This window comes from Bremerella cremea (assembly GCF_039541315.1).
GTDB lineage: Bacteria > Planctomycetota > Planctomycetia > Pirellulales > Pirellulaceae > Bremerella > Bremerella cremea.
Genome location: NZ_BAABFZ010000004.1, coordinates 129,614 through 151,712 on the forward strand (window position 1 = coordinate 129,614; position 22,099 = coordinate 151,712).

The following is a 22,099-nucleotide window of genomic DNA, read 5'->3' on the forward strand; positions in this document are numbered from 1 at the left end:
GTTTATTCTGCCTTGCCGCCGATCAATACGCGGTAGATCGCCAGCACGACCATCGAACCCAGGATCGCAACCAGCAGACTGTACAGGTTGAATCCAGAGATATCGCCGTAGCCCAAACCGGTGGCAATGAATCCGCCCACCATGGCACCGACGATACCAATGATGATGGTCACAAAACAGCCACCCGGATCTTTACCGGGAAACAGAAACTTAGCCAAAGCACCGGCAATTAAGCCGAAGATGATCCAGGTCAGAATACCCATGGTTGTTGCTCCTCTGGGAAATGGTTGTCACATTCTTTCCCGGCAACAAAGTGCATTTGGCGTGCCAATCGGCAGCAAGTCCTGGCGTTAAGCGTTCGGGCCTGGCAGCGTCTTCTGGAACGTCATTCTGCCAAAGAGCCACAGTACCCAACGACTCGGTAGCCACAATAGTGTCCGCTCGGCCATCAAGCGAACCTGGTCGGCCGTGGTTAGTTGCCCTCGAAAATGCGCTTCCTTCATGCGGATCGTTTCGCCAAGTTGTTTCTTCAGCCGTGTACTTTTCATGCCTTCCGGATGGATCCGATACCTCAACAGCGGTTCCGGATAGTTGGCGAACTTCGCGCCTGCCAAGGCAAGGCGACACCACAGATCGTAGTCTTCGACGAAGAACTCTTTCTGGTAGCCACCCAGTCGCAGCACTTCTTCGCGGCGGAACATCACCACTGGCTGGGCAATCGGATTGTAACGCCGCATCGCTTTGACGATCGCCTCGTGCGAACGAGGATAGTCGCGATAGCCCAGCGGATTGCCTCGATCGTCGATCACGGTCAGGGTGCTGCCCAGCACCACCAGTTCTGGGTCTTCTTGAAAGATACGAAGCTGTGTCGCGACGCGATGTGGCTCCCAGATGTCGTCGGCGTCGCCGCGGGCAATCAGTTCTCCTTCCGCCAAACGTAGCCCCTGATTCAATTGATCCGGCAAGCTGGTCCGATCGACGTTGCGAATGTGAATGAGACGCTCGTCCTGGATATCGCGAATCATCTCGCGACCGTCGCGCTCGGAAGGGTCTTCGATCAGAATGATCTGCAGGTTCTGGTGCGTCTGTGCCAGGATGCTCTGCACCACTTCCGGGAAGTGCAGCGGGTGCGGATTCCAGACGCCCATCACAACTGAGACAAGCGGCTGCGATGACGAGAACGAACCAGGATCAGACATCGCTCGAACAACACAAACCAGGGATCAGGCAAAGCAAACAACCGAGTATAAGTTGCTCGGTTTCGCTTCCCAAGACGCGCGAGCCGCTGGTTTGATTAGCATTTGATGAAGATCGACCCGGCTGCCGATCAATTGCGAAGGTTTGTTAACTTCACGCTCAATTCCTTCATCAATTCCGCATGCTGGGGATCGTTGGCCAGATTGTGCAGTTCATGCGGATCGGTCTCGTAGTCGTACAGTTCGAGGCCGTCGTCGCCCCATTTCGTCAAGCGATAACGCTCCGTCCGCAAGCTGTAGCCCATCATCTTCGGGCCACGGATGGTCTGCGTCAGGGCTGGCTTGTTCCACGTTGCTTCGGGATCGTTGAGCAGTGGTACGAGGCTATCGCCCGCGAGATTTCGTGGAGCTTCGATTCCGCACAGATCGGTTAGCGTCGGATAGACATCGACCAGTTCAACGGTTCGTCCGCTATGCGTTCCGGTTTGCTTCTGGCCAGGAGCCGAGATGATGAAGGGCACCCGGGTACTTTGCTCGAACAGGCTTTGCTTCTTCACCAGGCCATGGGCACCAAAGTGATAACCATGGTCGCTCCAGAAAACGACGACGGTGTTCTCGCGCAGTTCAAGCCGATCGAGGGCATCCATCAGGCGACCGACCTGGGCATCGACAAAGCTGATGGTCGCCCAATAGGCCTGCTGAGCTTCTTGCAGTTGTTGTGGATTCACGCCCAACCACGGCCACGGCTTGTTGGATGCCAGAGCCCATTGCGGAACCTGTTTTACTTCTGGGAAGTCGTTGTTCCAGACCGGAACCTTGCCAATCGGATAGTGTTCGAAGTATTTCTTCGGGGCGATGTAGGGACAATGGGGACGATAGAAGCCGGCGGCAATGAAGAACGGTTCGTCGCGATGTTCTTCCATCAGGCGAATCGCTTCGGTCGCGACGATGCCGTCGGTCTGTTCTTCATCGGTTCCTTCGGCTGCCATGAAGCTGAGCGAACTACCGAGGCCACGTTTCGGTGTGTGATTGGTGAGGAGGTTCTCTTCCTTCTTATCGCGTCCACTCGGGTTGATGCGGACTTGCCACGACGGGGCATCGTCTAATCCGTTGGTGCCGATCTGGCCTGGGTTGCCGTAGTGATAGATCTTGCCAACGCGAGCGGTGAAGTAGCCTGCCTTGGCGAAGGCCTGCGGCATGGTCACCACATCGGGCAAAACTTTGCGAAAATGTTTCCTCAGGTCGTAGACCGTCGTCGCGTCGGGACGAAGCCCGGTCATGATCGAAGTTCGACTGGGCGAGCAGAGCGGGAACTGGCAATAGGCTCGATCAAAGCGAGTTCCCGATTGGGCGAGACGATCGATATTGGGGCTAAAGACATGATCGTGCCCATAACAGCCTAAATCGTTGTTCATGTCATCGACGGCGATAAACAGCACATTCAGCCGTTTTTCAGCCGCATCAGCCGACGAGATCACTCCGAATGCGCAGAGTGTGAACGTCACGGCCAAAAGGCAGATTGGGCGGATGGGAGTCGTCAGCATGGTTGGACTCGGCAGAATAAGGCGATTGTGGCAGGGATGGGAGGAAGCAGACGGTATTTTGCCCTGTGGCAAATCGCGAAGCAAACGCTTTCTGGTGTATAAGCCTGCGCAAGACGCCTTCCAGGGCGGATTGATCCGCCTTACCTTTGGGCTACGATAGAGGGACCTCAGATTTCCCCACCCTATTCGGAGTTCTCCCTGTGATTCGCTATTTCGCTTCGTGCGCGATTGCCTGCGCCATGTTGGTTTCGTCGTTGCAGGCTGCCCCACAGCAATACGACATCGTGATATATGGCGGTACATCTGCTGCGATCACGGCTGCCGTGCAAGCCAAGAAGATGGGGAAGTCGGTTGTCATTGTTTCTCCGGACAAGCACCTCGGCGGGTTGTCGAGCGGTGGCTTGGGTTGGACCGACAGTGGCAACAAGTCCGCGATCGGTGGTCTCTCGCTCGATTTCTATCAACGAGTGAAGAAGCATTACGATCAGCCAGAAGCCTGGCGGGAGCAGAAGGCAGAGCAGTACAGCCGCTACCGTGCTAACGAAGACTCGATGTGGGTCTTTGAGCCGCACGTTGCTGAAAAGGTGTTTGAAGAGATCGTCGACGAATACAAGATCCCTGTCGTTCGCGACCAGTGGCTCGATCGTAAGAACGGCGTGAAAGTGGTCGATGGCAAGATCGTCAGTATTACCACCCTGGATGGCAACACCTACGCCGGTAAGATCTTCATGGATACGACCTACGAAGGTGACCTGATGGCCGCCGCCGGGGTTTCGTTCCACGTCGGTCGCGAAGCAAACGATGTCTACGGCGAATCGTTGAATGGTGTTCAGGCCGGTCGTGCCCACAGCCATCAGTTCGACTACCCGGTCAGCGCTTACGTGGTCGAAGGCGATCCAAGTAGCGGCATTTTGCCACGTGTTTCGGCCGAGCAACCAGGTCCGGACGGCAGTGGCGACGACAAGATTCAGGCCTACTGCTTCCGTATGTGCCTGACGACTGCCAAAGAGAATCAGGTCAAATTCCCCAAGCCAGAAGGCTACGATCCTAAGCAGTACGCACTGCTGGCTCGCTACCTGCAGGGTGGTTGGAAGGGTGTCTTCAACAAGTTCGATCCGGCCCCCAACTTCAAGACCGACACCAACAATCATGGTGGTTTCTCGACCGACAACATCGGGATGAACTACGACTATCCCGAAGCGACCTACGATCGTCGTCAGGAAATCATCAAAGAGCACGAGCAGTACCAGAAGGGCTGGCTCTACTTCATCGCCAACGATCCTTCGGTGCCGAAGGATATTCAAGACCGTATGAACAAGTGGGGGCTGGCCAAGGACGAGTTCGTCGACAACGGCAACTGGCCTCACCAGATCTACGTCCGTGAAGCTCGCCGCATGGTCGGCCCAGTTGTCATGTGCGAACCAATGCTGCGTGCCGTTCAGCCAACGCCCAAGAGCGTCGGCATGGGTTCGTACAACATGGACTCGCACAACGTTCAGCGTTATGTCAACGACAAGGGTTTCGTCCGTAACGAAGGGGATATCCAGGTCAATCCAGGCGGCGCTTACCCGATCAGCTACGACAGCCTGACGCCCAAGAAGAGCGAATGCACGAACCTGTTGGTTCCGGTTTGCGTTTCTTCTTCGCACATCGCTTACGGTTCGATCCGCATGGAACCTGTGTTCATGATTTTGGGCCAATCGGCTGCCACGGCTGCTTCGATGGCTCTGGATCACCAGATCCCCGTTCAGGACGTCGACTATGCCGAACTGAAGGATCGTCTGCTGAAGGATGGCCAGGTTCTGGAAATGGAACGCAAGCCAGCCCCGGCCCGCAACGTGATCGACGCCGCCAAGCTGAAGGGCGTTGTCATCGACGACCATGAAGCCACCAAGTCAGGCACCTGGCTGGAAAGCCATTCGCTGGGTGGCTACGTCGGCAAGGGCTACGTCCACGACGACAACAAGCAGGGTGGCAAGAAGATCGAATTTCATGCCAGGGACCTGAAGCCGGGCAAGTACGACGTTCGCGTTGCCTATTCGAGCAATGCCAACCGTGCGACCAACGTTCCGGTTGTTGTTTACTCCGGCAGCGAAGCCATTTACCAGGGGAAGCTGAACCAGAAGAAGCAGCCGAAAGTTGACGGCGTGTTTGTTTCGCTGGGGCAGTTTGACCTTGCCGATGATGGTAAAGTGGTCATCACCAACGAAGGTGTCGACGGCTATGTCGTGGCCGACGCCGTGGTGTTTGTCCCTGTGAAATAGCCTGCCAGCCGCAAAGGTTTGCCATCGTGATACGATCGACGCTGCTACCGGTAACTTGGATTCTTTCGGTTGTTCTTCCGGTAGCAGCGATCGCGAGCGAGCCGATCCAAATTCGCGTGGTGAGTTACAACATTCACCATGGCGAAGGGACCGATCGCAAGCTCGATCTGAAACGAATCGCCGACACCATCGCTGCGGCTAAGCCTGACATCGTCGTCCTGCAAGAGGTCGATCAGAATACGTCCCGCACCGGCAAGGTGGATCAAGCGGCCACGCTTGCCGAGATGCTGAAAATGAATAGCGTCTTTGGCGGCAATCTGAAACTGCAAGGCGGGCAATACGGCAACGCCATTCTGACCCGCTATCCATCGATCTCGATGACCAATCATCGGCTGCCCCAGGTCAATCCAGGTGAACCGCGGGGCGTGATCGAGGCTGACATTCGCGTCCCTGGAATGCAGCCTTCGCTCAAGGTCCTGGCAACCCATCTCGATCATCGTCCGCACAATGCCGACCGCATCGCTTCGTGCGAAGCGATCAATAAGCTGACCAAGGACTGGGGCGACCGCCCTGCCCTGCTGGCTGGCGATTTGAACGATGTGCCAGAGAGCAAGGCACTGCAGATCTTGGCCCTGCACTGGGCTCAGGCCAACGCCGAGCCGGTCGCCACGATCCCCAGCGACGACCCAGAGCGGCAAATCGATTTCATCCTGCTACGTCCCGCCAGCCAATGGAAGGTGGTCGAGTTCCAGGTGCTGGACGAAGCGGTCGCGTCTGATCATCTGGCGATCCTGGCGGTACTCGAGTGGACCGGCTCAAGCGAATAGCCGGGCCCTGCCATCACCACACCTTCGCGAAAAGCACGCCGTCGATGAACCGGCCATGCTTTCGGTAGTGCTTCCGCAGGGTGCCTTCACGTTGGAAACCGCATTTCTCAAGCACCCGCATCGACGCCGGATTGTTGGCGAACACGGTCGCCGTGATCCTTACCAGCGAAAACGTTTCGTGCAAATACTCGCAGAAGGGCCCAACCACGGTCGGCATCACACCTTGTCCCCAGTAAGGCTTGCCAAGCCAATAGCCAATCTCGCAGCGGTGTCCCAGCACCAGATCTTTCGTTCCGATGCCCCCGAGGAATCTGCCTGGCGATTGCCGAATCGCCAACTGGCCAGGGCTCTGCAGCAAGGCCGTTTCTTCCGCGACGAACGAAACCCACGCCTCAAAGTCGCTGGGACCATAAGGATAGGGCATCAGCAGCAGCCCTTCGTGCACATCCTTCTCCTGAAGCAACTCGACACAAGCGGTACTGTCGCTCGGCTGGAACGGCGAAAGATAGATATCAGGACGGGTGGTAGCGATTTGCATCGAGGACCTCGCTCAGCGGGATGACGGTAAGTGTCGTATCCGACATTCTTTAACGCCGTTGGGTTCACGCCTTGGTCTTGCGCAATACAGACTACGCGACCGTTATCTCCTTTCAGAGCTTTTCTAGCGGATTATCGCTTCCCTTCATGCCAAAGCCTGAAAACGGCCAGTACCAGCTGGTTTGGTTCAGGAATAGAAATATCCACTCTCGTAATCGCGCACACGAATCTTGGTTTTGCGAACTCGTGTACCCCCAGAAGTCGCATGTGATCGGGGTCCTCTATGAGGTTTCGATGAATTGTCGCCTGTCAACAAAATTGAACCCTGGGCACTATTTCAGATCGTGGTTCTACTAACGCTCGTCGGGCCGAACAAGGGCGATGTCCCGGGTCGTCCGTAAGGTCTTTTTAATCAAATATGTACGAATTGATTTAGAGTGAAGTTGATGAGCTGTCCAATGTCATCGAATCCTTCCAACAGCCGGCGTGGTTTTACGCTCGTGGAATTGCTGGTGGTCATCGCCATTATTGGCGTGTTGATCGCCCTGCTTCTGCCAGCCGTTCAGCAGGCTCGTGAAGCTGCTCGCCGCATGAGTTGCCAGAACAACTTGAAGCAATTGGGACTGGCCTTGCATAACTATCACGACACCAACAAGTGCCTGCCATATGGCTGGAATAACCTGGAAGCCTCGTGGCACGCTGCGATTCTGCCGCAGATGGAATTGAACAATTTGTTCGAGACCCTCATCTGGCAGGAAGGTGGCGATGGCAACTGGAACTCTGGTAGTGCCAACGAAGCGGCCTGTGCGACTTACATCGATGGCTATCGCTGCCCCAGCATGGCGATTCCCAAGGCGGTCGACAACAACAGTATTGAAGGTCGCGTGCCTGGTTCGTACCTTTGCGTGGCATCGTCGCTGGCCCTCGGCAACACCAATTCCAATGTATCTTCGGGGGAAGTCCACCTCGGCATGTACAAGCAAGACGGTGTGATGTACGGCCTGAGCTCGACTCGTTTCGCCGACGTCGTCGACGGGTTGTCGAACACGGTTGCCATTGGCGAAACCTATACCGATCCGGACGAAGCCCGCGACGGCAACGCCATGGACCACTGGTACATCGGCGCCCCTCAGACAGGTGGCTGGAACGCAACCGACACGGGCCAGAACAGCGGTACCGAATTCTGCGAAGTCGCCGGTTCGATGAACGTGGTGATGAACGCCGCGCTCGATCCTTCCATCTCGGGCGTGGTCGCTCAGCTCGCTTTCGGCAGCTACCACCCAGGCGGAGCTCAGTTCGTGTTGTGCGATGGCAGCGTTCGCTTCGTGCCACAGACCATCGACTTCAACACCTACCGCGCTCTCGGCAGCCGCAATGGTCGCGAAGTGATTGGGTCGTACTAACGCTACCCAGTCTCGCGAAAACGGTTTGGCGGATCGATCCTGCTCCGCCAATCTGCGTCAGGCGAAACTCGCTTGGAAGCTTTCGCCTTTCGATTGTTCCCCACGAACCATCGACTGTGATTTAGAAGAACGAAACCGATAAGAACGATGACAAACCCTGCCCCTCTCAAGTTTTTGTTCGGTCTTTTGATCGTCGCCGCGATTTGCGGATGCGATCCACGCCCACGGCCCAGCTACCGCGGACTTGAGTTGATTCCGGTGTCCGGCACTGTGACTCTCGACGGCCAGCCATTGGTCGATGCCATTATTACGTTCTCCGACACCGAGACTCGAAAGCTCTCGTACGCCAAGACCGATTCCAGCGGCTATTACGAACTGCACTTCGACAAGCGTGCCATGGGGATTATGGCTGGCGAAAAGATTGTCGAGATGAGCATGAATCGCAAGATCCTCGGCTTCAACGCGGATGAAGAAGGGAACGGCGAAGTAACGCAAGAAGGCGTTAAGCCTGCCAAACTTCCGCCCGACGCCATTCCGGCCTGCTACAACCGTAAATCGCAACTGCGAGTAAACGTCAGCGGTGACCGCAACGAATACAACTTCGACCTGAAGTCCGACTGCTCGACCACCTCGCCCTCGTAAGCCCGTCGGCAGCAGCGAAACAATCAACCGAAAAAGGCTCGCCCTGGGCGAGCCTTTTTTTATGCGCCCTGCGAACTAGCGGCAATTCATGTGGCGTTCCCCAGGCACGCCTTCGAGATGTGTCTCGGAGATTTGCCCGCTACAATGGGCAACCGGAGGAAACCATGAAGTCACTGACAAAAGAACTGTGGATGGATGTGCCCAAGCGTCGGGCGATCATTTCGATTCATAACGAGGTTGAGCAATTAGTTGCTGAGAGCGGAGTATCCGAGGGCCTGGTCCTTGTGAACGCGATGCATATCACGGCGAGCGTTTTCATCAACGACAACGAAAGCGGCCTGCACCAGGACTACGATCGCTGGCTGGAAGAGCTCGTCCCCTTCAGCCCCGGCACCGACCCGGCCAGCGGCGGTTACCTGCACAACCGCACTGGCGAAGACAACGCCGATGCTCACCACAAACGGCAGATCATGGGTCGTGAGGTGGTGGTAGCGATAACCAAAGGCAAGCTGCACCTGGGGCCGTGGGAGCATATCTTCTATTACGAGTTTGATGGACGGCGGCGGAAGCGGGTCTTGGTGAAAGTGATTGGAGAGTGAAGGCATGGGAACGACTTTTCGCTTCATTTGTGAAGATGCAATGTTTCCATGCGGCGGAACTGTATGCCATTTCTGTGAGTCGGATGAGTCGCCGATCTACAACTACAACGGTTTGATTCTGAATCCAGACCAAGCGGCGAATCCCGATCTCGCCAAGGAAGACCCCGAAATCTTTGAACTGTGTGCAAAGTGCATTCTCGGCGAGAATGTGGAAAAGGACATCGAACCGAGGATTCAGAAGACCATCAACCGTTTTGCGAAGGACAAGCAGGCTTCTTTGGAAGAGTTTCACAGGACACCGGACATCCCACTCTTCTTGCAGGGGCAAGACTGGCCGATGTGCTGCGGAGGGTGGTGTGAGTTCGTTGGAGTGCCGACATCATGCGAAGAGTCAAAAGGAGTTCCTCAGTCATGGCACTACTGGGAGCATGAACCCAGAGCGTGGGAGGCAGACTACGAGTTAGTGCCAGAGTCCCTGCGAGAAATCAGTCTCTTCAAGTGTATCAGTTGCGAGAAACAGCATTTCACTTGGCAGTTCACTTGAGATACAACCTTGATCGTGCTGGACAAAGTGCTTGGAAGGCGGCATGGCGAACCCTGAACATGAAGAAGTCATCACGGTGGCCTATCGGAGTCATCAGTTTCGATTTGCCGTGCAAGAGCAAACGGAGGAGACGCTCCGTGGGTGCTTTCGATGGACTGCTGATGAAAAAGCACAGATTCTTGCACTGCTTGAGAAGGAAGACGAAGACGGAAGACAGCCGTGGTATCTGGATGATGACGGATACAGACTGGACGACGAGCAACTCTTCCAAATGAGTCCTTGGACTATCGTCGATGGAGAAACATGCAGGAGAACTGTTCAGCGGATGATGGACTGTGATACCGGAGAGGCATGGTTCTGCTTCACTCCTTGGTTTCGGATTGGAGACGAGTTGAATCGTCGGCCCTCTGAGTAGGAGCGAATGAGCGGAGCAACTTCACGATCCTGCTGAGGATGCCGCCAGAGCTTGCCGGTACGGGGCCTGAATCCAAGCTCAGGCAGTGCTTCACAGACTTCCATGTGGGGCATCTCCTCAGCGATACGCCCACAACCGCACCGGCGAAGAAAACGCCGATGCTCACCATAAACGGCAGATCATGGGGCGTGAGGTGGTGATAGCGATAACCAAAGGTAAGCTGCACCTGGGGCCGTGGGAGCACATCTTCTACTACGAGTTTGACGGTCGGCGGCGGAAGCGTGTGCTCGTGAAGATCATTGGAGAGTGAGGTGGCATGTGATTTCCAATATTGAAGACCTTGTCGCTTTCCTTCACGAATTTCACGCACCTTGGGGCGAACACCGTCCATCCCCTGATATTCCGGATAATTTGCCACGCGCGCTTACCATCCTGTATGCGGAATTCGGGAACCTGATCGACATGGATCCGCATGATCCACGCATCCCGTTTGCGACCCAAGACGGGTTGATGCCGGCAAATCGTCTGCAGTACATCGACGGAATGTGTGAGTTTGCGTGGGAGAACCAAGGCAATTGGTCGTGTCGTTTTCCAATCGATGGGGATGACCCGCCAGTCTTCTCAAACTCCAGGGATGTCTGGGAAGAAGGGCCCCCCAAGGGGTTTGTTCAAGCCTGTGACTCGCTAGAGCACTTCTTGATAACATTGTGCCTCCAAGAGGCCGTGATGAGTTGTCCCAAACTAATCGCATGCAATGGGCAAGACGTCGGCAGCATTTTCCGATCACCCCCCATCCCGCTTTGGATGGACGGAATCTATGTCGATGGAGAGCCCTCGCATGACTTCTACATGTACGAAGGCTCGAAGATGCTAATAATGAACTGTGGCACTGTTTGGGTTGGTTCGCACGCGGACGACATCGAGCCACAGTTTGCGAACAGTACGAAATTTTCAACGATTTCCGACTATTAACCACTACTTGGCTCTCCGAGTCTTTCCCGAAACCATGAAATGCAGTGTGATTGGGGCACGCAATGCATATTACAGCGTCTGTTTTCATCAATGATGACGAATCGGGACTCCATGACGACTACAAGAAATGGTTGGAAGGTCTGGCCCCGTTCGATGCCTCTCCCCAACGATACGCCCACAATCGAACAGGCGAAGACAACGCTGACGCTCACATGAAGCGGCAGATAATGGGGCGGGAAGTTGTGGTCGCCATCACAGATGGAAAACTGGACTTCGGCCCTTGGGAGCAAATCTTCTACGGTGAATTCGATGGTCGTCGGCCCAAGCGGGTCTTGGTCAAGGTAATTGGGGAATAACATGGCTCGAACATCTGCCGAAATAGCTGCTGAGATCGACGAATTTCAACCAGTTGATGGTGAATGGCTCGGTTTGGATGAATTGCTTGAAGAACTGTTTCAAACCGATTCTCCTGAATCGGCTCTTGGTTCCCTGTTTAGGGTTTTCGAGAGGTATCCTACTGACGACGGGGCTGGTGTTTTTTGGGGCATCCTACACGGCGTAGAAAGCATTCCGGGCTACGAACCCCATCTTGTGAGGTCGATTCAATCGAATCCCTCCGAATTCTCTGTAATCATGGTTCATCGATTGTTGAATTCCGGTATTGAGCAAGTGGCTGGAATTGATGGTCAATCCTTGCTTGAAGAGGTTGTACAAAACCAGTCAGTTCCAGAGGCCGTTCGGACAACTGCCCAAAGGCTGTACGACAAGCACAATAAATCTACCTAGCATCAATCGAAAGACCGCAGCAGTTTCACAATCTGCTGGGGATGCCGCCAGTGCTTGCCGGTGCGAGTTCTGAACCCAAGGTCGTTCAGGGCTTCGCAGACTGCCATGTGGGTCTTCCCCTGATCTCGAAGTTCAGCGGGTATGATGTTCTTTGGTCGTCGTGGTTTTGGTGTCGGCGGGGTCGGTTTCCGGGTGGAGATCAAGAGTATCCCAATCGGGGATGGGCAACGCGATGCATATCACCGCCAGTGTGTTCATCAACGACAACGAATCGGGCCTGCACCAGGACTATGATCGTTGGCTGGAAGAAATCGTCCCCTTCATTCCCGGCACCGACCCGGCCAGCAGTGGCTACTTGCATAGCCGTACAGGCGAAGACAATGCAGATGCTCATAAGAAGAGACAAATTATAGGGCGGGAAGTTGTGGTGGCGATAACCAAAGGCAAGCTGCACCTGGGGCCGTGGGAGCATATCTTCTATTATCAGTTCGACGGGCGGCGGCGGAAGCCGATTTTGGTGAAGATTATTGGTGGGTGAGACCATATGAATATTGAACCATTGGGATCAATCTATCGTGATGATGACATTGAGGAGTGGTTTGAAAGTGAACCCATCTCGATACCCTTCCTCGATGGAAGACAACTGACATTTATTTTAGAGAATGTCGAAGAAGACGGACGACTCGAAGAATTCTCTTCGGCAGTTACTAAGTTTCTTGCGTTGACTGTCCAAGACCGCGACTCTGTGACTCCTTACGTATTCCGGTATTACTCCAACTACGTGGCAGCAGTGGGCACTGACGAGTTGGAGATTAAGATCGAAAACCCTGCGCATGTTTGGCGGCACGTACAGCTTTTTCAGATTCATGTTTCGAGACGTCCGTTTGGCGACGCTTCAGTCCATATTCAGATATGTGGTAATTGCGATTGGGACCGAGAGCATGGCATCCAAATTGTGTTTCGCGAAGGCAATGTGCTTCGCCGGGTGAGTATGCAAGACGGTCATCTCACGTATTGTGATGCTTTTAATGTGCCCGAGAGTGAAGACCGAATCGTCCAATAGACTGTGGTAACCATCGCCGATGGAAAACGGGTCGCAGGCCAACGCGGGGAGAAGTGAAGATCATCGGGAACTCGACTGCTCCAATGAAATCAGTTAACAAGATTCTCCGTGAGAATCCGTCATTTGTTGTTGGGGCTGAGGCAGCAAGAAACGAGATCGCTGATGATCGTCTCGGATGGAGGGAACATGGGAAGATTGTTCCTTGGTGGAATGAAGCGGCTGACCAGTTGTCGCAGCGATATGCAGTTCATTTTTCTTTTGTAGGTGAGTGCATAACACCTATTGACGTAGCTGCCGAAGCTGCTGGCTACAACGAGGAAATGGAGGCGGAGTTTGCCCGAAGGTTTGGAGCGAATGTCGTAGAGGAAGTGTTTAGAGAATTGGAACGAAAAAAGAAGAAGCAAAGGCACCGATGAGCTTCGACGCCGTTCACAATTACGAAGATTTGAATGCGAGCTTGCTGGGCTCTAAAACGATCGTGGTACAGTTCGACGGGCGACAGCGAAAACGGGTTTTGGGCAAAGTGATTGGAGTGTGACGCATGGGCCTTGACGCCACTGTGATGTGTAACTGCTTCCGAGATGGGAAGACAAAGCCTCCTCCATTTCCAAGTGAATGGCTTGAAGTCGATAACGAAGGTTACTTCAATCTCAAAAAAGAGCATAACTCTGATGATAACTGGGCCAAGCATTACGAATGGGAGCAGTCGTGCTGTGGGCATAAAGGCATGGACTTTGCTCGCGAACGCATCTCCAACTGGACAGGCTACCGTCAGTTCCAAGAGGCCCTTGGTGAAGTCGGCTGGCAGCACTTCCCAGTTCTGAAAGAGCAACTCCCAAATGCGAACGGCGGTTTGACACCATCAGTAGCGAGTGCCAAAGCTCTTGAGGAATTGGAATGTTTTGCCTCTGCCGGAGGGATCGGAGTAAAGACCGTCCTCGTAGAAACAGCATCTGGTAAGGGGCTCTATGAATATGTTGCCGCCTACGGAGGTGTCTTCATTCTTTCCCGAAGTTATGAAGTCAATGCTGGCTTAAGTGAGTTTGAGTTCGTTGCAGTCGATGCGACTTCGGGCGAAGACTTGTTTCGTGCGACAAGATTCAGGCAGTTTCATAAGAGCGGGCAGAAGGTTTACGGGCACTGTGACGGAATTGCTTGGGAGAATTTGGATACCGGAGATGTCTACGAGTCTGGAATCGCAATTCGTGGCCAGCAAATTCCTTGGGAAGATGGCAGTTGGGAGAAACCAAACGGGCAATGTCGATTTGAGTATCCCTCTGAATTCCAGGTAGAGCAGCGTCCAAGGCTTGTTTCTGATTTTGATGACATCGTGAAGGCTCTGCGAACGGTATTCGAGGCGTCAGTACAAACTGGCAATCCCGTCAGGTGGTGTTAGCGTCAATTTCTGGATCGAGATCAAAAGGGTACCAGCGTGTTCATCACCTACAATGAAAGCAGAGTTAGGTGCAGACCACTGCGGAGGAAATACCAATGGGGCTATCCCATGGCGGAGAATTAGACGGCCACGAACTCTTGAGGAAATACTCTCGTGTGCCAGTCGACCAGATCGAGTTTGTCGCCAAACCAACACTCGAAACCATTGCAGGTATCAAGCGAGGTCTGCTGTTCCTCGTCGCGTTCTGGAGCGGCCCGGCCATGCGGGCATTTGGAACCTTGACGGAAGAACTGGCTGACTTGGACTTCTATAAATACCGTTTCGTTGCCGGCGACATCGATGGGGCAGAGGAGCTTCGCGAGTTGCAGGAAGTTGGAGACTCTTTAATGACCGGCGATGGCAAGACCCTTTGGATTCATGAGGGTACCGTACAAGGCACTCTGACGCCCATCGATGGGCGATGGGACCGTTGGGAGCTTGAGCGGCGTGTGTCGAATTTGGGGGTTGGTTAGCGTACGATGAGATCTTGAAACACACGTAGATAAACGACAACGAATTCGGATCTTGGTGAAGATCATTGGGGAGTGAGCAGAAACACTGGGGGCCCGTGCGATGTGTAATTTCGAACACAGCATCGACGAGATTGCTGCGGTTCTTGTAGACCGAGGAGTCGCCAGTAAACGCAATCTTGTTGGGTGTTTGCCTTCTGAAATCGAAGCGATTGAGAACGACGTTGGCTTGCCATTGCCTGATGCCTACCGCGAGTTTCTCGCAAGAATGGGGCGAGAAATGGGAGACTTCTATCGTGGAACGGATATGACTTACCGCTGGCTGCCTGGAATGACCCAAGCGGCACGTGAGCTTGTCCAGGAGGATGAATCCGACATTGAGCTGCCGGCAGATGCAATCGCATTTGCGATGCATCAGGGATACCAATTCATGTTCATCCGTGCGAGCGAAGGGGGTGATCCGCCTGTGTACTACTACATGGAAATGAGCGGTGAATTCATACGGAAAGCGGATCACTTGACGGAGTTCCTTTTTCGGGACGCACATGATAATTGGTGAATAGGGCGTAGAGTGGCCCCACGTACACTAAGAGACAGATCATGGGCCGGGAAATCTGTAGTCATCACCGAATGATAGCTGGACTTCGGCCTTGCGAACAATTCTCTCACGGCGCGTTCGACGGTCGCAGTCCGAAGCACGTGTTGGTAAGAGTCATCGGAGAGTAACCAATGGCATCATTGCCCTTGCACCCACTGGCACGTCAATCCTTGATCGCCTCGACCAATCCAGCCTGTCACGGTTGGGCCTTTGGCATGACGAAGTATCTGGCGCATGTTGACCCCAGAGGGTGCGTGCAGTGGGCTTTGGGCGTCGTCCGTCTTTATTTGAGCAAAGAGGGTGAGCATGGGGGTGTTGTCCTACGAAGTTTACAGTTTCTTTGTGATGTGCTTGACGACCCCTTGGCAGCAGACTTGAAACAGATGGATGAGTTTGTGTGGGAGCCGTGGAATCACAGGTCTGCGACATGTGGTGGAGGGGCTTTGGCACGATTGATCTGGGCAGCAATGGGCGTTGTTGAGCAGGCAACACCGGGAAAGGCTGCCCTGGTGCTCGGTGCCTATATGTTTCCACAGGAAAAGAACCATCTTGAAGTCGCACGGGTGTTGGTCTGGGATCAGAGTGCGAGGGCGATTCAGATGATTGCCCACGACAACCCCGAAGTTCCACAAGCACCGACGGAGGCATTCACACACAAAGCTTGCAATCCCAAACGTCCCCTCAACTGCGAAGTTGAGAGCCGTGTCGAATGGGTGTGGAACGAGCTCGTCTACGAGGTAGCCACGTTGAGAACGCTAGAAGGCTTCTATTTCGAGTTCACCGACAGCACAGTGGATGGGAGTATGTTTTCTGGGCCATTTGCTTCCATGAAAGATGTGAACGACCACATGGACCTTCTAAGGCATCAACCAAAAGACATAAGGATCATGCCTGTTGAGCACGATGAATGACAATCCAAAGGCAGCCTTCTCCTGTGGGAGATAAGAGCACGATGGTATGGCGCGACTTGGTGCGACCATGGCGAGGACCAAATCAGCAGCGAAGCAATGCGTCGGGTAGTGTTGGTTGTCAATTTGGCGATCATCGGTTGATGTACTTGCTCGAACCAGTTCCGAGTTTCTTGAGAATCTTTTCGCGGCATACGATCGCCTGTGTGAGGCAGGCAGACAGTCTTCCAATAACCTCTATCTCTAGCCGTGTCGGGCGCGGCGAAGTGCTGCCTGTTGGGCTCAATCGCGACAGGGTTCATCGGGTTTGGGGGGCTTCACTGAAGTTGCCTGGTTGGTGCTTTCGGTACGAGCCGAATACCTCTTTGGGTAGGCAATTCTAAAGATGGCGTTTATTGTTAAGAACCCTTGATTTGCCGAGGAGTTGAGCGAGTTTGCCTCGGAATTCAGACGTAGCGGGGGTTCGCAGTGGCCATTCTGGTGCCTCGCTTTTGCGCAAGAGAATCTCTCATGTGCGAGCCATTGGTCCCTGTTAGAACTGGGGAAAAAGCACCTTTGTTTAGTTTCGATGAATTGTCCAAAGGCTGCGGGAAATGACCCTGGGCACACGGAAACATGGCCGTTCTATTATCCCCGTCAACGCGGCAAGGTTTTGAGTCGCGAGCCTGAAAACTTGATGTTTTCAATCAATGTTCCCTGTATTGATTTAGAGTTGTTTGAGATGAGCCGTCCAACGTCAACGATCGTTAATCCTGGCCGACGTGGCTTCACCCTGGTCGAGCTTTTGGTGGTGATCGCCATCATCGGCGTTTTGATTTCGCTGCTTCTGCCGGCTGTCCAACAGGCACGAGAAGCTGCTCGACGAATGCACTGCCAGAACAACCTGAAGCAGATCGGCCTGGCACTTCACAACTATCACGACACGTATCTGAGCTTGTCGGCAGGTAACCAAGGGATGCCGAACTCGTCCGGTACCAACTACAGCGGTCATGGTTGGACCTGGCACGCAAACATTCTGCCTTACCTCGAACAAAAGAACCTTTACGAAGCAATTCAAGGTTCGGACGGTTTCGGCAATGAATTGGGCAGCCAAAGTTCTGGTAAGCCACTGGTTGTGAAAGAAACGATTGTCAACGTGTTCTGGTGTCCTTCGCAGGAAGACGTCAGCAACAATACGCAGAAGAATGGTTATCAGCCATCCAACTACAACGGCAACATGGGTACCCGCATCGGTAATGGCAACGACGACTGCAAATGCACTGGTGTCCTCGACCTGACCGACATGCGGACCAATGCGTGGGGTTGCGCGAATGGCAACGGTATCTTCTACGTCGACAGCAAGACCCGCTTCGCGGACGTGCGCGACGGACTTTCCAATACGATCTTTGTTAGCGAAGTCCCAGACACCGGTGGCGATGCGATGGGGCACTTTGGTGGTGGCTGCGACCGACGCGCGATCTTCTCGAACGGTGCCGACGGCAATCCACCTTATGAGATGACCGAGTACCTGATCGCCGCGGAAGGCAACGACCCAATCAATGGTGGTGCCGAAGAAGCTGCCGGTAGCTGGCATCCAGGCGGAGCTCACTTTCTGATGGGAGACGGCAGCGTCCGCTTCCTTTCGGAAAACATGAACATGTCGACCTACCAGGGGCTGAGCACTCGCAACGAGGGCGAAGTCCTGGGCGCCTTCTAAATCGAAGTCGCGATAACGAACGAGCCGCGTCGCCAACGGTAGGGCGACTCGGCTGCCAAGCCAAGGAATCCATGACACTTGAGCCCCAATCGGAGTTGTACCGTGAAATCAATTCAAGCTGGTTACCTGGTGGTGGCCTTGTCGGTGGTGCTTCTGACTCTGTCTGGCTGTGGTGGTCCTAGCGATCAACCGGAGCTCGGTCAGGTCACCGGAACTGTCACGTTCGATGGTGCCCCGCTAAGTGGCATTGTCGTTGTCTTCCAGCCAGATGATGGTCGACCTGCCCGTGGTCGAACCGACGCGAATGGTAATTACGAGCTGACCTACATCCGCGATACGCGGGGAACGAAGATTGGTCACAACCGCGTTGAAATCGCCCCGAGCGAAGAAGACGCCGATGAAGAACCAAGCGAAGCTGAAGCGGATCCCGATGGACGCGCACCGAATCGGCCCACCAGGTTCAAGTCAGGCAAACCAAGAATTCCTGCTCGCTACAACACTAAGAGCGAACTCGAAGCCGACGTGGTACCAGGCGAGAACACCTTCAACTTCGACCTGACCTCGAAGGCGTAACGTCTTTCGGTCGACGAAGGTAGTGTAACAATCCAAAAGGCTTGCTAACTGGCGAGCCTTTTTTCATGCGCGATGTCTATCGCATATCATGCAAGAGGAGCGACACGGGGAAATTCGCTTCCTAGGCCGGTTTCAGCGAGATAGCGATAGACGCATGATGATAAATTTCGACCGCCAGAAGAGCCTGCAAGAGCTCGAACAAAACGACTGGGGAGAGTCGAGCGGCGACACTTACATCATGCGAACGTGCCACCGACTGCGCCGCGTTCCGCTGTCGGACTTCACGGATGAAGACTTGCGAGTGATGCTCAGCCAACAAGTCAGCTTGCCGTTCCTGGTGCCGCTCGCTTTGGAGAGACTGCAAGTCGATCCGCTACTTGAGGCTGAACTCTATCCTGGAGACTTGTTGGGCGTGGTGCTGAAGGTTCCAGAGAGCCACTGGAAGAGGCATAGCGACGCGAGCGAGGTACTGCGGGCGATTGTTGCCAGGACGAATGAGATGCTTCCGACGTTAGATGAAGCGGATGCCAGCCTGGTGCGCGAAAACTTGTCGAATGCTCCGGCGTTCGTGCAACCTTAGTCGTGTTGCCAAAGAAGACCGCGCAAACACTGAGCCCGGCAGAAAGTCAGGGAGGCAGTTCCTGATCTTCCGGTCGGGCTCAGAATAGGGGACTTCGGAATGGTCGCCGAAAGCTACGACTGCGAAGTCGATTCTTCGGGGAACAGCGTTTCCATCAGTTGTTCGAGTTCTTCGCCCCGGGCATGGGTCGTGATTACGTTGCCATCGCGGCCAATCAACAGCATGCAGGGAATGGCACTGATGCCATATTTTTTCGCCGCAGGATGATCCCAGCCGCGATCACCTTCCTTCAAGGCTTCGTGCAGGATGGTCCATGGAACCGGATTGATCTCCATGTACTTCACCAGGTGTTCGTGATTGTCGTCGAGGCTGATGCCGACGATCTCGAAGCCTGCGTCGTGGTGTTTGACGTAAAGCTCCTTCATCTTCGGGAACTCGGCGATACAAGGACCACACCAGGTTGCCCAGAAGTCGACCAGGACAACTTTGCCTTGCAGGTCTTTCAGGTCGAACGTTTCACCGGCGATGGTAGTGCCGGTCAGTTCGAGTGGCTTGCCAGGCAGGTCCAAGCGAAGCCCGGTCGCACGCAGTTTCTCGGCGGCCGCCTTCAATTTCTCGTCGTCCGACTTGGCCAGATGCTCGGCAAACTGTTGGTGTGCCAGCGCGGTCTCGTGTGGAACCTTGCTGGTGCTGATCTGTCGACTGATCGTCATCATGGTCAGGTTGGTTTCCGAGTTGGGCTCGAGCGACGTGACGTATTCGACCGAATCGCTGAGTAGTTGTTGCTGACGTTCCGGCGGGGAAGTGCTGAACGAATCGAGTGCGTACATCAGGCCTTCGCGACGAGCCACTTCTCGCAGGGAGGCCAGTTCCGAGGCCTTCAACTCCGCGAGTAACGCTTCCAGCTTTTCGCCAGATTGAGGAACACTCAGCCGGACGCCATAGCGAAATAGTTCGGTCTTGAACTTGTAGAGCTGGATCTGGTTGGCCTCGGGCTGCGGTTCTGCGAGGTAGTCATCGACCTTCACAAACGCTTCAGCGAGCTTCTCGCGAAAGGCATTCTGGCGATCTTCCAGGGTTTCGCCTTCGACGTTGAACATCTGTCCGCGGATCGAGCCGAGTTCGCGATCGAGCTTTTGGCTGGAGATCGGTTTCTCTTTGGCGTTCGGCGCATCGGCCGAGTCTTCGGCTGCGTAGGAAGTGCTCACCGTGAGAAGCGAAGCCAGGCAAAGCAGCCAGGCAGTCAGTTTCTGATTCATGGTTTTCTTTTTGGAAACGTCTAAGGGGGTGGAAGGCCCGCGCAGCGAACGCTTCGGAATCGCGAAGTCTGTTAGTGGTTTGCTGCGCAGAGTCGAATTCTTAGTTCACGTCAAGCGGATTGCCGGACGGACCTGTGGCAGGCGGAAGCACTGGAATGTTCTCCAGTTCGATCGGCGGCAGTTCGTTCGTGCCACGTTCGACCGTGACACTCATCACCGCTTTGTCAGGCGAGGAGTAAGCTCCCTTCAAACGATCGGCTCGATCCCCCATCGGGCTCTTGGGCCAGTAAAGGGTCAGGTCGTACGTGCCGACCGGAGCGCCGTCGCCTCGTTCATAGGTCGTCATGCGGAAGGTGCCATCCGCTTCGACAATTGCCCATGGCTGCGAGCCACGGACGTCGACCTTGCCTTCGCTGGAATAAAGAACGACAAACGCGTTCTCTGCTTTCTGACCGTTGATCGTGACGGTGCCGGTGACGGGATAGGTTCGCTCCTGCCAGTTGCTCGACGAGTAACAACCGGAGGTTCCCAGTGCCAATAGAAGCAGACCGACCGCGATGGTGTTTGGGCGTGTGTTCAATACCTGAGGCATTTAGAACTCTCCTAGAACCTGACCGTCGGCTGGATCGGACAGACGAACCGAAGTATCGAAGTCGATGTATTCCGGAATGAATCGCACCGAGCCATCGCCAAGCAGACCGTTCATGCCGCCTGGGTGGAAGCTGTAAGCACGTCCCAGCAGGTTCGAGTTGTTGATGCAGTTGCCGGTGTTCACATAGCTTTGCAGCGCGGTCTCGGTCGAGTTCAAGATCCAAGTCGTCGGCATCAAGGTGTAGCCTTGCGAAAGGCCGAGCCAGCCAACCGAGAAATTTGCATCGAGCGACTTGCCCCAGTTCAGCGTCGTTTCATAGGAATCAGGCATCCGCGTTTCATGAATGTAGATATGGTTCTTACCGGCGGCTTCGAAAACGAAGAGCGAGTTCGACAGGCCATCGGTGATCTTGCGGAATGGCATCCAGGTACGGAAAGGTCCATTGCCAGTCAAGCTAGAAGCCGACGTCGGCGAAGCGTAGATGACGTAGTGCGTCATGTAGTTGTAATCGGAGGTCTGCCAGCCGGTCAGTGCGAGCGGGGCGTCTCCGTCTGGCGTCGTCGGGCAGCGGAACGCATCGGGGCGTTTGTCTTTCAGGTAGTCATTGGGGGAGTTGAAAAACCAATCGGTGTGGACGTAGTCGGCCTCGATGTTGCCTTGTTCCATGAACGGAGCCAGGGCGATGTTGATCGGCGTGTAAGGTGTCACCAGGTTCGGCAACTGACGTGGCAGCGCGCCCTGGGTGTCGTGATAGTTGTGAAGGGCGAGCCCGATCTGCTTCATGTTGTTGGTGCATTGCATGCGGCGAGCAGCTTCGCGGGCCTGTTGCACGGCAGGCAAGAGAAGGGCGATGAGGACTCCGATGATCGCGATGACGACCAGGAGCTCTACCAGGGTAAAACCACGCTTTTTCATGGATGCTCCAAAAGAAAAATATGGGAAGGGATGTATGAAAGAATTGTAGTTACCAGCAAGCAAAGTCAGTGCCGGGAAGCTGCTGGCAGGCGGCGTAACCCCAATTGGGTGTTGTCGTAAGTGCTTGAAATGGAATTGCTTGCGAAGAGCGTGGTAGCCGCCGGAGCACCACTGCGGAGAACCGAACCACTAAATCGATATCACAAAAGATGCGCCGGTTGAAATTGGTTGGCGGCCGCCGAAGAGAGATTGCGGGCCTTTTGCCCAAACCGTAGGCAGGC

27 protein-coding genes are annotated in these 22,099 nt (G+C 54.6%); 20 read left to right on the forward strand and 7 right to left on the reverse strand.

The window, feature by feature from the left end; translation table 11 throughout:
- Window positions 1–2: 2 nt before the first annotated feature.
- From ABD890_RS15210 to ABD890_RS15220, 3 genes are all read right to left on the reverse strand, one after another.
- The gene (locus ABD890_RS15210; protein WP_345091266.1) at window positions 3–263 is read right to left on the reverse strand and encodes a GlsB/YeaQ/YmgE family stress response membrane protein; all 261 of its coding nucleotides are present in this window, start codon (window positions 261–263) and stop codon (window positions 3–5) included.
- A gap of 87 nt (window positions 264–350) precedes the next feature.
- On the reverse strand, window positions 351–1,199 hold the full coding sequence (locus tag ABD890_RS15215) for a glycosyltransferase (RefSeq protein ID WP_345091269.1): 849 nt from the start codon (window positions 1,197–1,199) through the stop codon (window positions 351–353).
- A 128-nt stretch (window positions 1,200–1,327) separates the two neighbouring features.
- Entirely contained in the window at window positions 1,328–2,740 is a 1,413-nt protein-coding gene (locus ABD890_RS15220) for a sulfatase (RefSeq protein WP_345091272.1), read from the reverse strand.
- Between the two features lie 200 nt (window positions 2,741–2,940).
- Here ABD890_RS15220 and ABD890_RS15225 point away from each other — a divergent pair, with 200 nt between their 5' ends.
- Window positions 2,941–5,004: an FAD-dependent oxidoreductase gene (locus ABD890_RS15225; RefSeq protein WP_345091275.1), complete on the forward strand. Its 2,064-nt coding sequence runs from the start codon at window positions 2,941–2,943 to the stop codon at window positions 5,002–5,004.
- A gap of 26 nt (window positions 5,005–5,030) precedes the next feature.
- On the forward strand, window positions 5,031–5,831 hold the full coding sequence (locus tag ABD890_RS15230) for an endonuclease/exonuclease/phosphatase family protein (RefSeq protein WP_345091278.1): 801 nt from the start codon (window positions 5,031–5,033) through the stop codon (window positions 5,829–5,831).
- A 13-nt stretch (window positions 5,832–5,844) separates the two neighbouring features.
- Here the strand turns inward: ABD890_RS15230 and ABD890_RS15235 are convergent, their stop codons facing one another.
- Window positions 5,845–6,369 (reverse strand): GNAT family N-acetyltransferase, encoded by a 525-nt coding sequence (locus tag ABD890_RS15235; RefSeq protein WP_345091281.1) that lies wholly within the window; start codon window positions 6,367–6,369, stop codon window positions 5,845–5,847.
- 457 nt (window positions 6,370–6,826) lie between these two features.
- Between ABD890_RS15235 and ABD890_RS15240 the strand changes: the two genes are divergently transcribed.
- The 18 genes from ABD890_RS15240 (at window position 6,827) to ABD890_RS15325 (ending at window position 19,052) form a co-directional block, all read left to right on the forward strand.
- Entirely contained in the window at window positions 6,827–7,771 is a 945-nt protein-coding gene (locus ABD890_RS15240; RefSeq protein ID WP_345091283.1) for a DUF1559 family PulG-like putative transporter, read from the forward strand.
- A 147-nt stretch (window positions 7,772–7,918) separates the two neighbouring features.
- Window positions 7,919–8,413, forward strand: a complete 495-nt coding sequence (locus ABD890_RS15245) for a transthyretin-like family protein (protein ID WP_345091285.1) — start codon at window positions 7,919–7,921, stop codon at window positions 8,411–8,413.
- A gap of 164 nt (window positions 8,414–8,577) precedes the next feature.
- Window positions 8,578–9,012: a secondary thiamine-phosphate synthase enzyme YjbQ gene (locus ABD890_RS15250; protein ID WP_345091287.1), complete on the forward strand. Its 435-nt coding sequence runs from the start codon at window positions 8,578–8,580 to the stop codon at window positions 9,010–9,012.
- Between the two features lie 4 nt (window positions 9,013–9,016).
- Window positions 9,017–9,556 carry a CbrC family protein gene (locus ABD890_RS15255; protein ID WP_345091289.1) on the forward strand — a complete coding sequence of 180 codons (540 nt, stop codon included), beginning with the start codon at window positions 9,017–9,019 and terminating at the stop codon, window positions 9,554–9,556.
- A 43-nt stretch (window positions 9,557–9,599) separates the two neighbouring features.
- Entirely contained in the window at window positions 9,600–9,971 is a 372-nt protein-coding gene (locus tag ABD890_RS15260; protein ID WP_345091292.1) for a hypothetical protein, read from the forward strand.
- Window positions 9,972–10,056: 85 nt separating this feature from the next.
- Window positions 10,057–10,281, forward strand: coding sequence for a YjbQ family protein (locus ABD890_RS15265; protein ID WP_345091295.1), 225 nt, complete (start codon window positions 10,057–10,059; stop codon window positions 10,279–10,281).
- 712 nt (window positions 10,282–10,993) lie between these two features.
- Window positions 10,994–11,299 (forward strand): secondary thiamine-phosphate synthase enzyme YjbQ, encoded by a 306-nt coding sequence (locus ABD890_RS15270; protein ID WP_345091297.1) that lies wholly within the window; start codon window positions 10,994–10,996, stop codon window positions 11,297–11,299.
- Window position 11,300: 1 nt separating this feature from the next.
- Window positions 11,301–11,729, forward strand: coding sequence for a hypothetical protein (locus ABD890_RS15275; RefSeq protein WP_345091300.1), 429 nt, complete (start codon window positions 11,301–11,303; stop codon window positions 11,727–11,729).
- Between the two features lie 232 nt (window positions 11,730–11,961).
- Entirely contained in the window at window positions 11,962–12,267 is a 306-nt protein-coding gene (locus tag ABD890_RS15280) for a YjbQ family protein (RefSeq protein ID WP_345091303.1), read from the forward strand.
- A 6-nt stretch (window positions 12,268–12,273) separates the two neighbouring features.
- Window positions 12,274–12,792, forward strand: a complete 519-nt coding sequence (locus ABD890_RS15285) for a DUF6985 domain-containing protein (protein ID WP_345091306.1) — start codon at window positions 12,274–12,276, stop codon at window positions 12,790–12,792.
- A gap of 83 nt (window positions 12,793–12,875) precedes the next feature.
- Window positions 12,876–13,208 carry a hypothetical protein gene (locus ABD890_RS15290; protein WP_345091309.1) on the forward strand — a complete coding sequence of 111 codons (333 nt, stop codon included), beginning with the start codon at window positions 12,876–12,878 and terminating at the stop codon, window positions 13,206–13,208.
- A 125-nt stretch (window positions 13,209–13,333) separates the two neighbouring features.
- Window positions 13,334–14,188, forward strand: coding sequence for a hypothetical protein (locus tag ABD890_RS15295; protein ID WP_345091312.1), 855 nt, complete (start codon window positions 13,334–13,336; stop codon window positions 14,186–14,188).
- Window positions 14,189–14,283: 95 nt separating this feature from the next.
- Window positions 14,284–14,700, forward strand: a complete 417-nt coding sequence (locus ABD890_RS15300) for a hypothetical protein (RefSeq protein ID WP_345091315.1) — start codon at window positions 14,284–14,286, stop codon at window positions 14,698–14,700.
- A 100-nt stretch (window positions 14,701–14,800) separates the two neighbouring features.
- A complete protein-coding gene (locus ABD890_RS15305) occupies window positions 14,801–15,256 on the forward strand; it encodes an SMI1/KNR4 family protein (protein ID WP_345091320.1) in 456 nt (151 codons plus the stop codon).
- 170 nt (window positions 15,257–15,426) lie between these two features.
- A complete protein-coding gene (locus ABD890_RS15310; protein WP_345091324.1) occupies window positions 15,427–16,206 on the forward strand; it encodes a hypothetical protein in 780 nt (259 codons plus the stop codon).
- A 718-nt stretch (window positions 16,207–16,924) separates the two neighbouring features.
- Complete coding sequence (locus ABD890_RS15315; RefSeq protein WP_345091328.1) at window positions 16,925–17,899, forward strand: DUF1559 family PulG-like putative transporter; 975 nt, start codon at window positions 16,925–16,927, stop codon at window positions 17,897–17,899.
- 102 nt (window positions 17,900–18,001) lie between these two features.
- On the forward strand, window positions 18,002–18,472 hold the full coding sequence (locus ABD890_RS15320) for a carboxypeptidase-like regulatory domain-containing protein (protein ID WP_345091331.1): 471 nt from the start codon (window positions 18,002–18,004) through the stop codon (window positions 18,470–18,472).
- A 154-nt stretch (window positions 18,473–18,626) separates the two neighbouring features.
- Window positions 18,627–19,052, forward strand: a complete 426-nt coding sequence (locus ABD890_RS15325) for a contact-dependent growth inhibition system immunity protein (protein WP_345091334.1) — start codon at window positions 18,627–18,629, stop codon at window positions 19,050–19,052.
- Between the two features lie 113 nt (window positions 19,053–19,165).
- On the opposite strand, the gene ABD890_RS15330 is transcribed toward ABD890_RS15325, so the two are convergent.
- From ABD890_RS15330 to ABD890_RS15340, 3 genes are all read right to left on the reverse strand, one after another.
- Window positions 19,166–20,311 (reverse strand): TlpA family protein disulfide reductase, encoded by a 1,146-nt coding sequence (locus tag ABD890_RS15330; RefSeq protein ID WP_345091337.1) that lies wholly within the window; start codon window positions 20,309–20,311, stop codon window positions 19,166–19,168.
- A gap of 100 nt (window positions 20,312–20,411) precedes the next feature.
- Entirely contained in the window at window positions 20,412–20,903 is a 492-nt protein-coding gene (locus ABD890_RS15335; RefSeq protein WP_345091339.1) for a hypothetical protein, read from the reverse strand.
- Window positions 20,904–21,818 carry a DUF1559 family PulG-like putative transporter gene (locus ABD890_RS15340; RefSeq protein ID WP_345091341.1) on the reverse strand — a complete coding sequence of 305 codons (915 nt, stop codon included), beginning with the start codon at window positions 21,816–21,818 and terminating at the stop codon, window positions 20,904–20,906. It lies immediately after the preceding gene.
- Window positions 21,819–22,099: the final 281 nt, after the last annotated feature.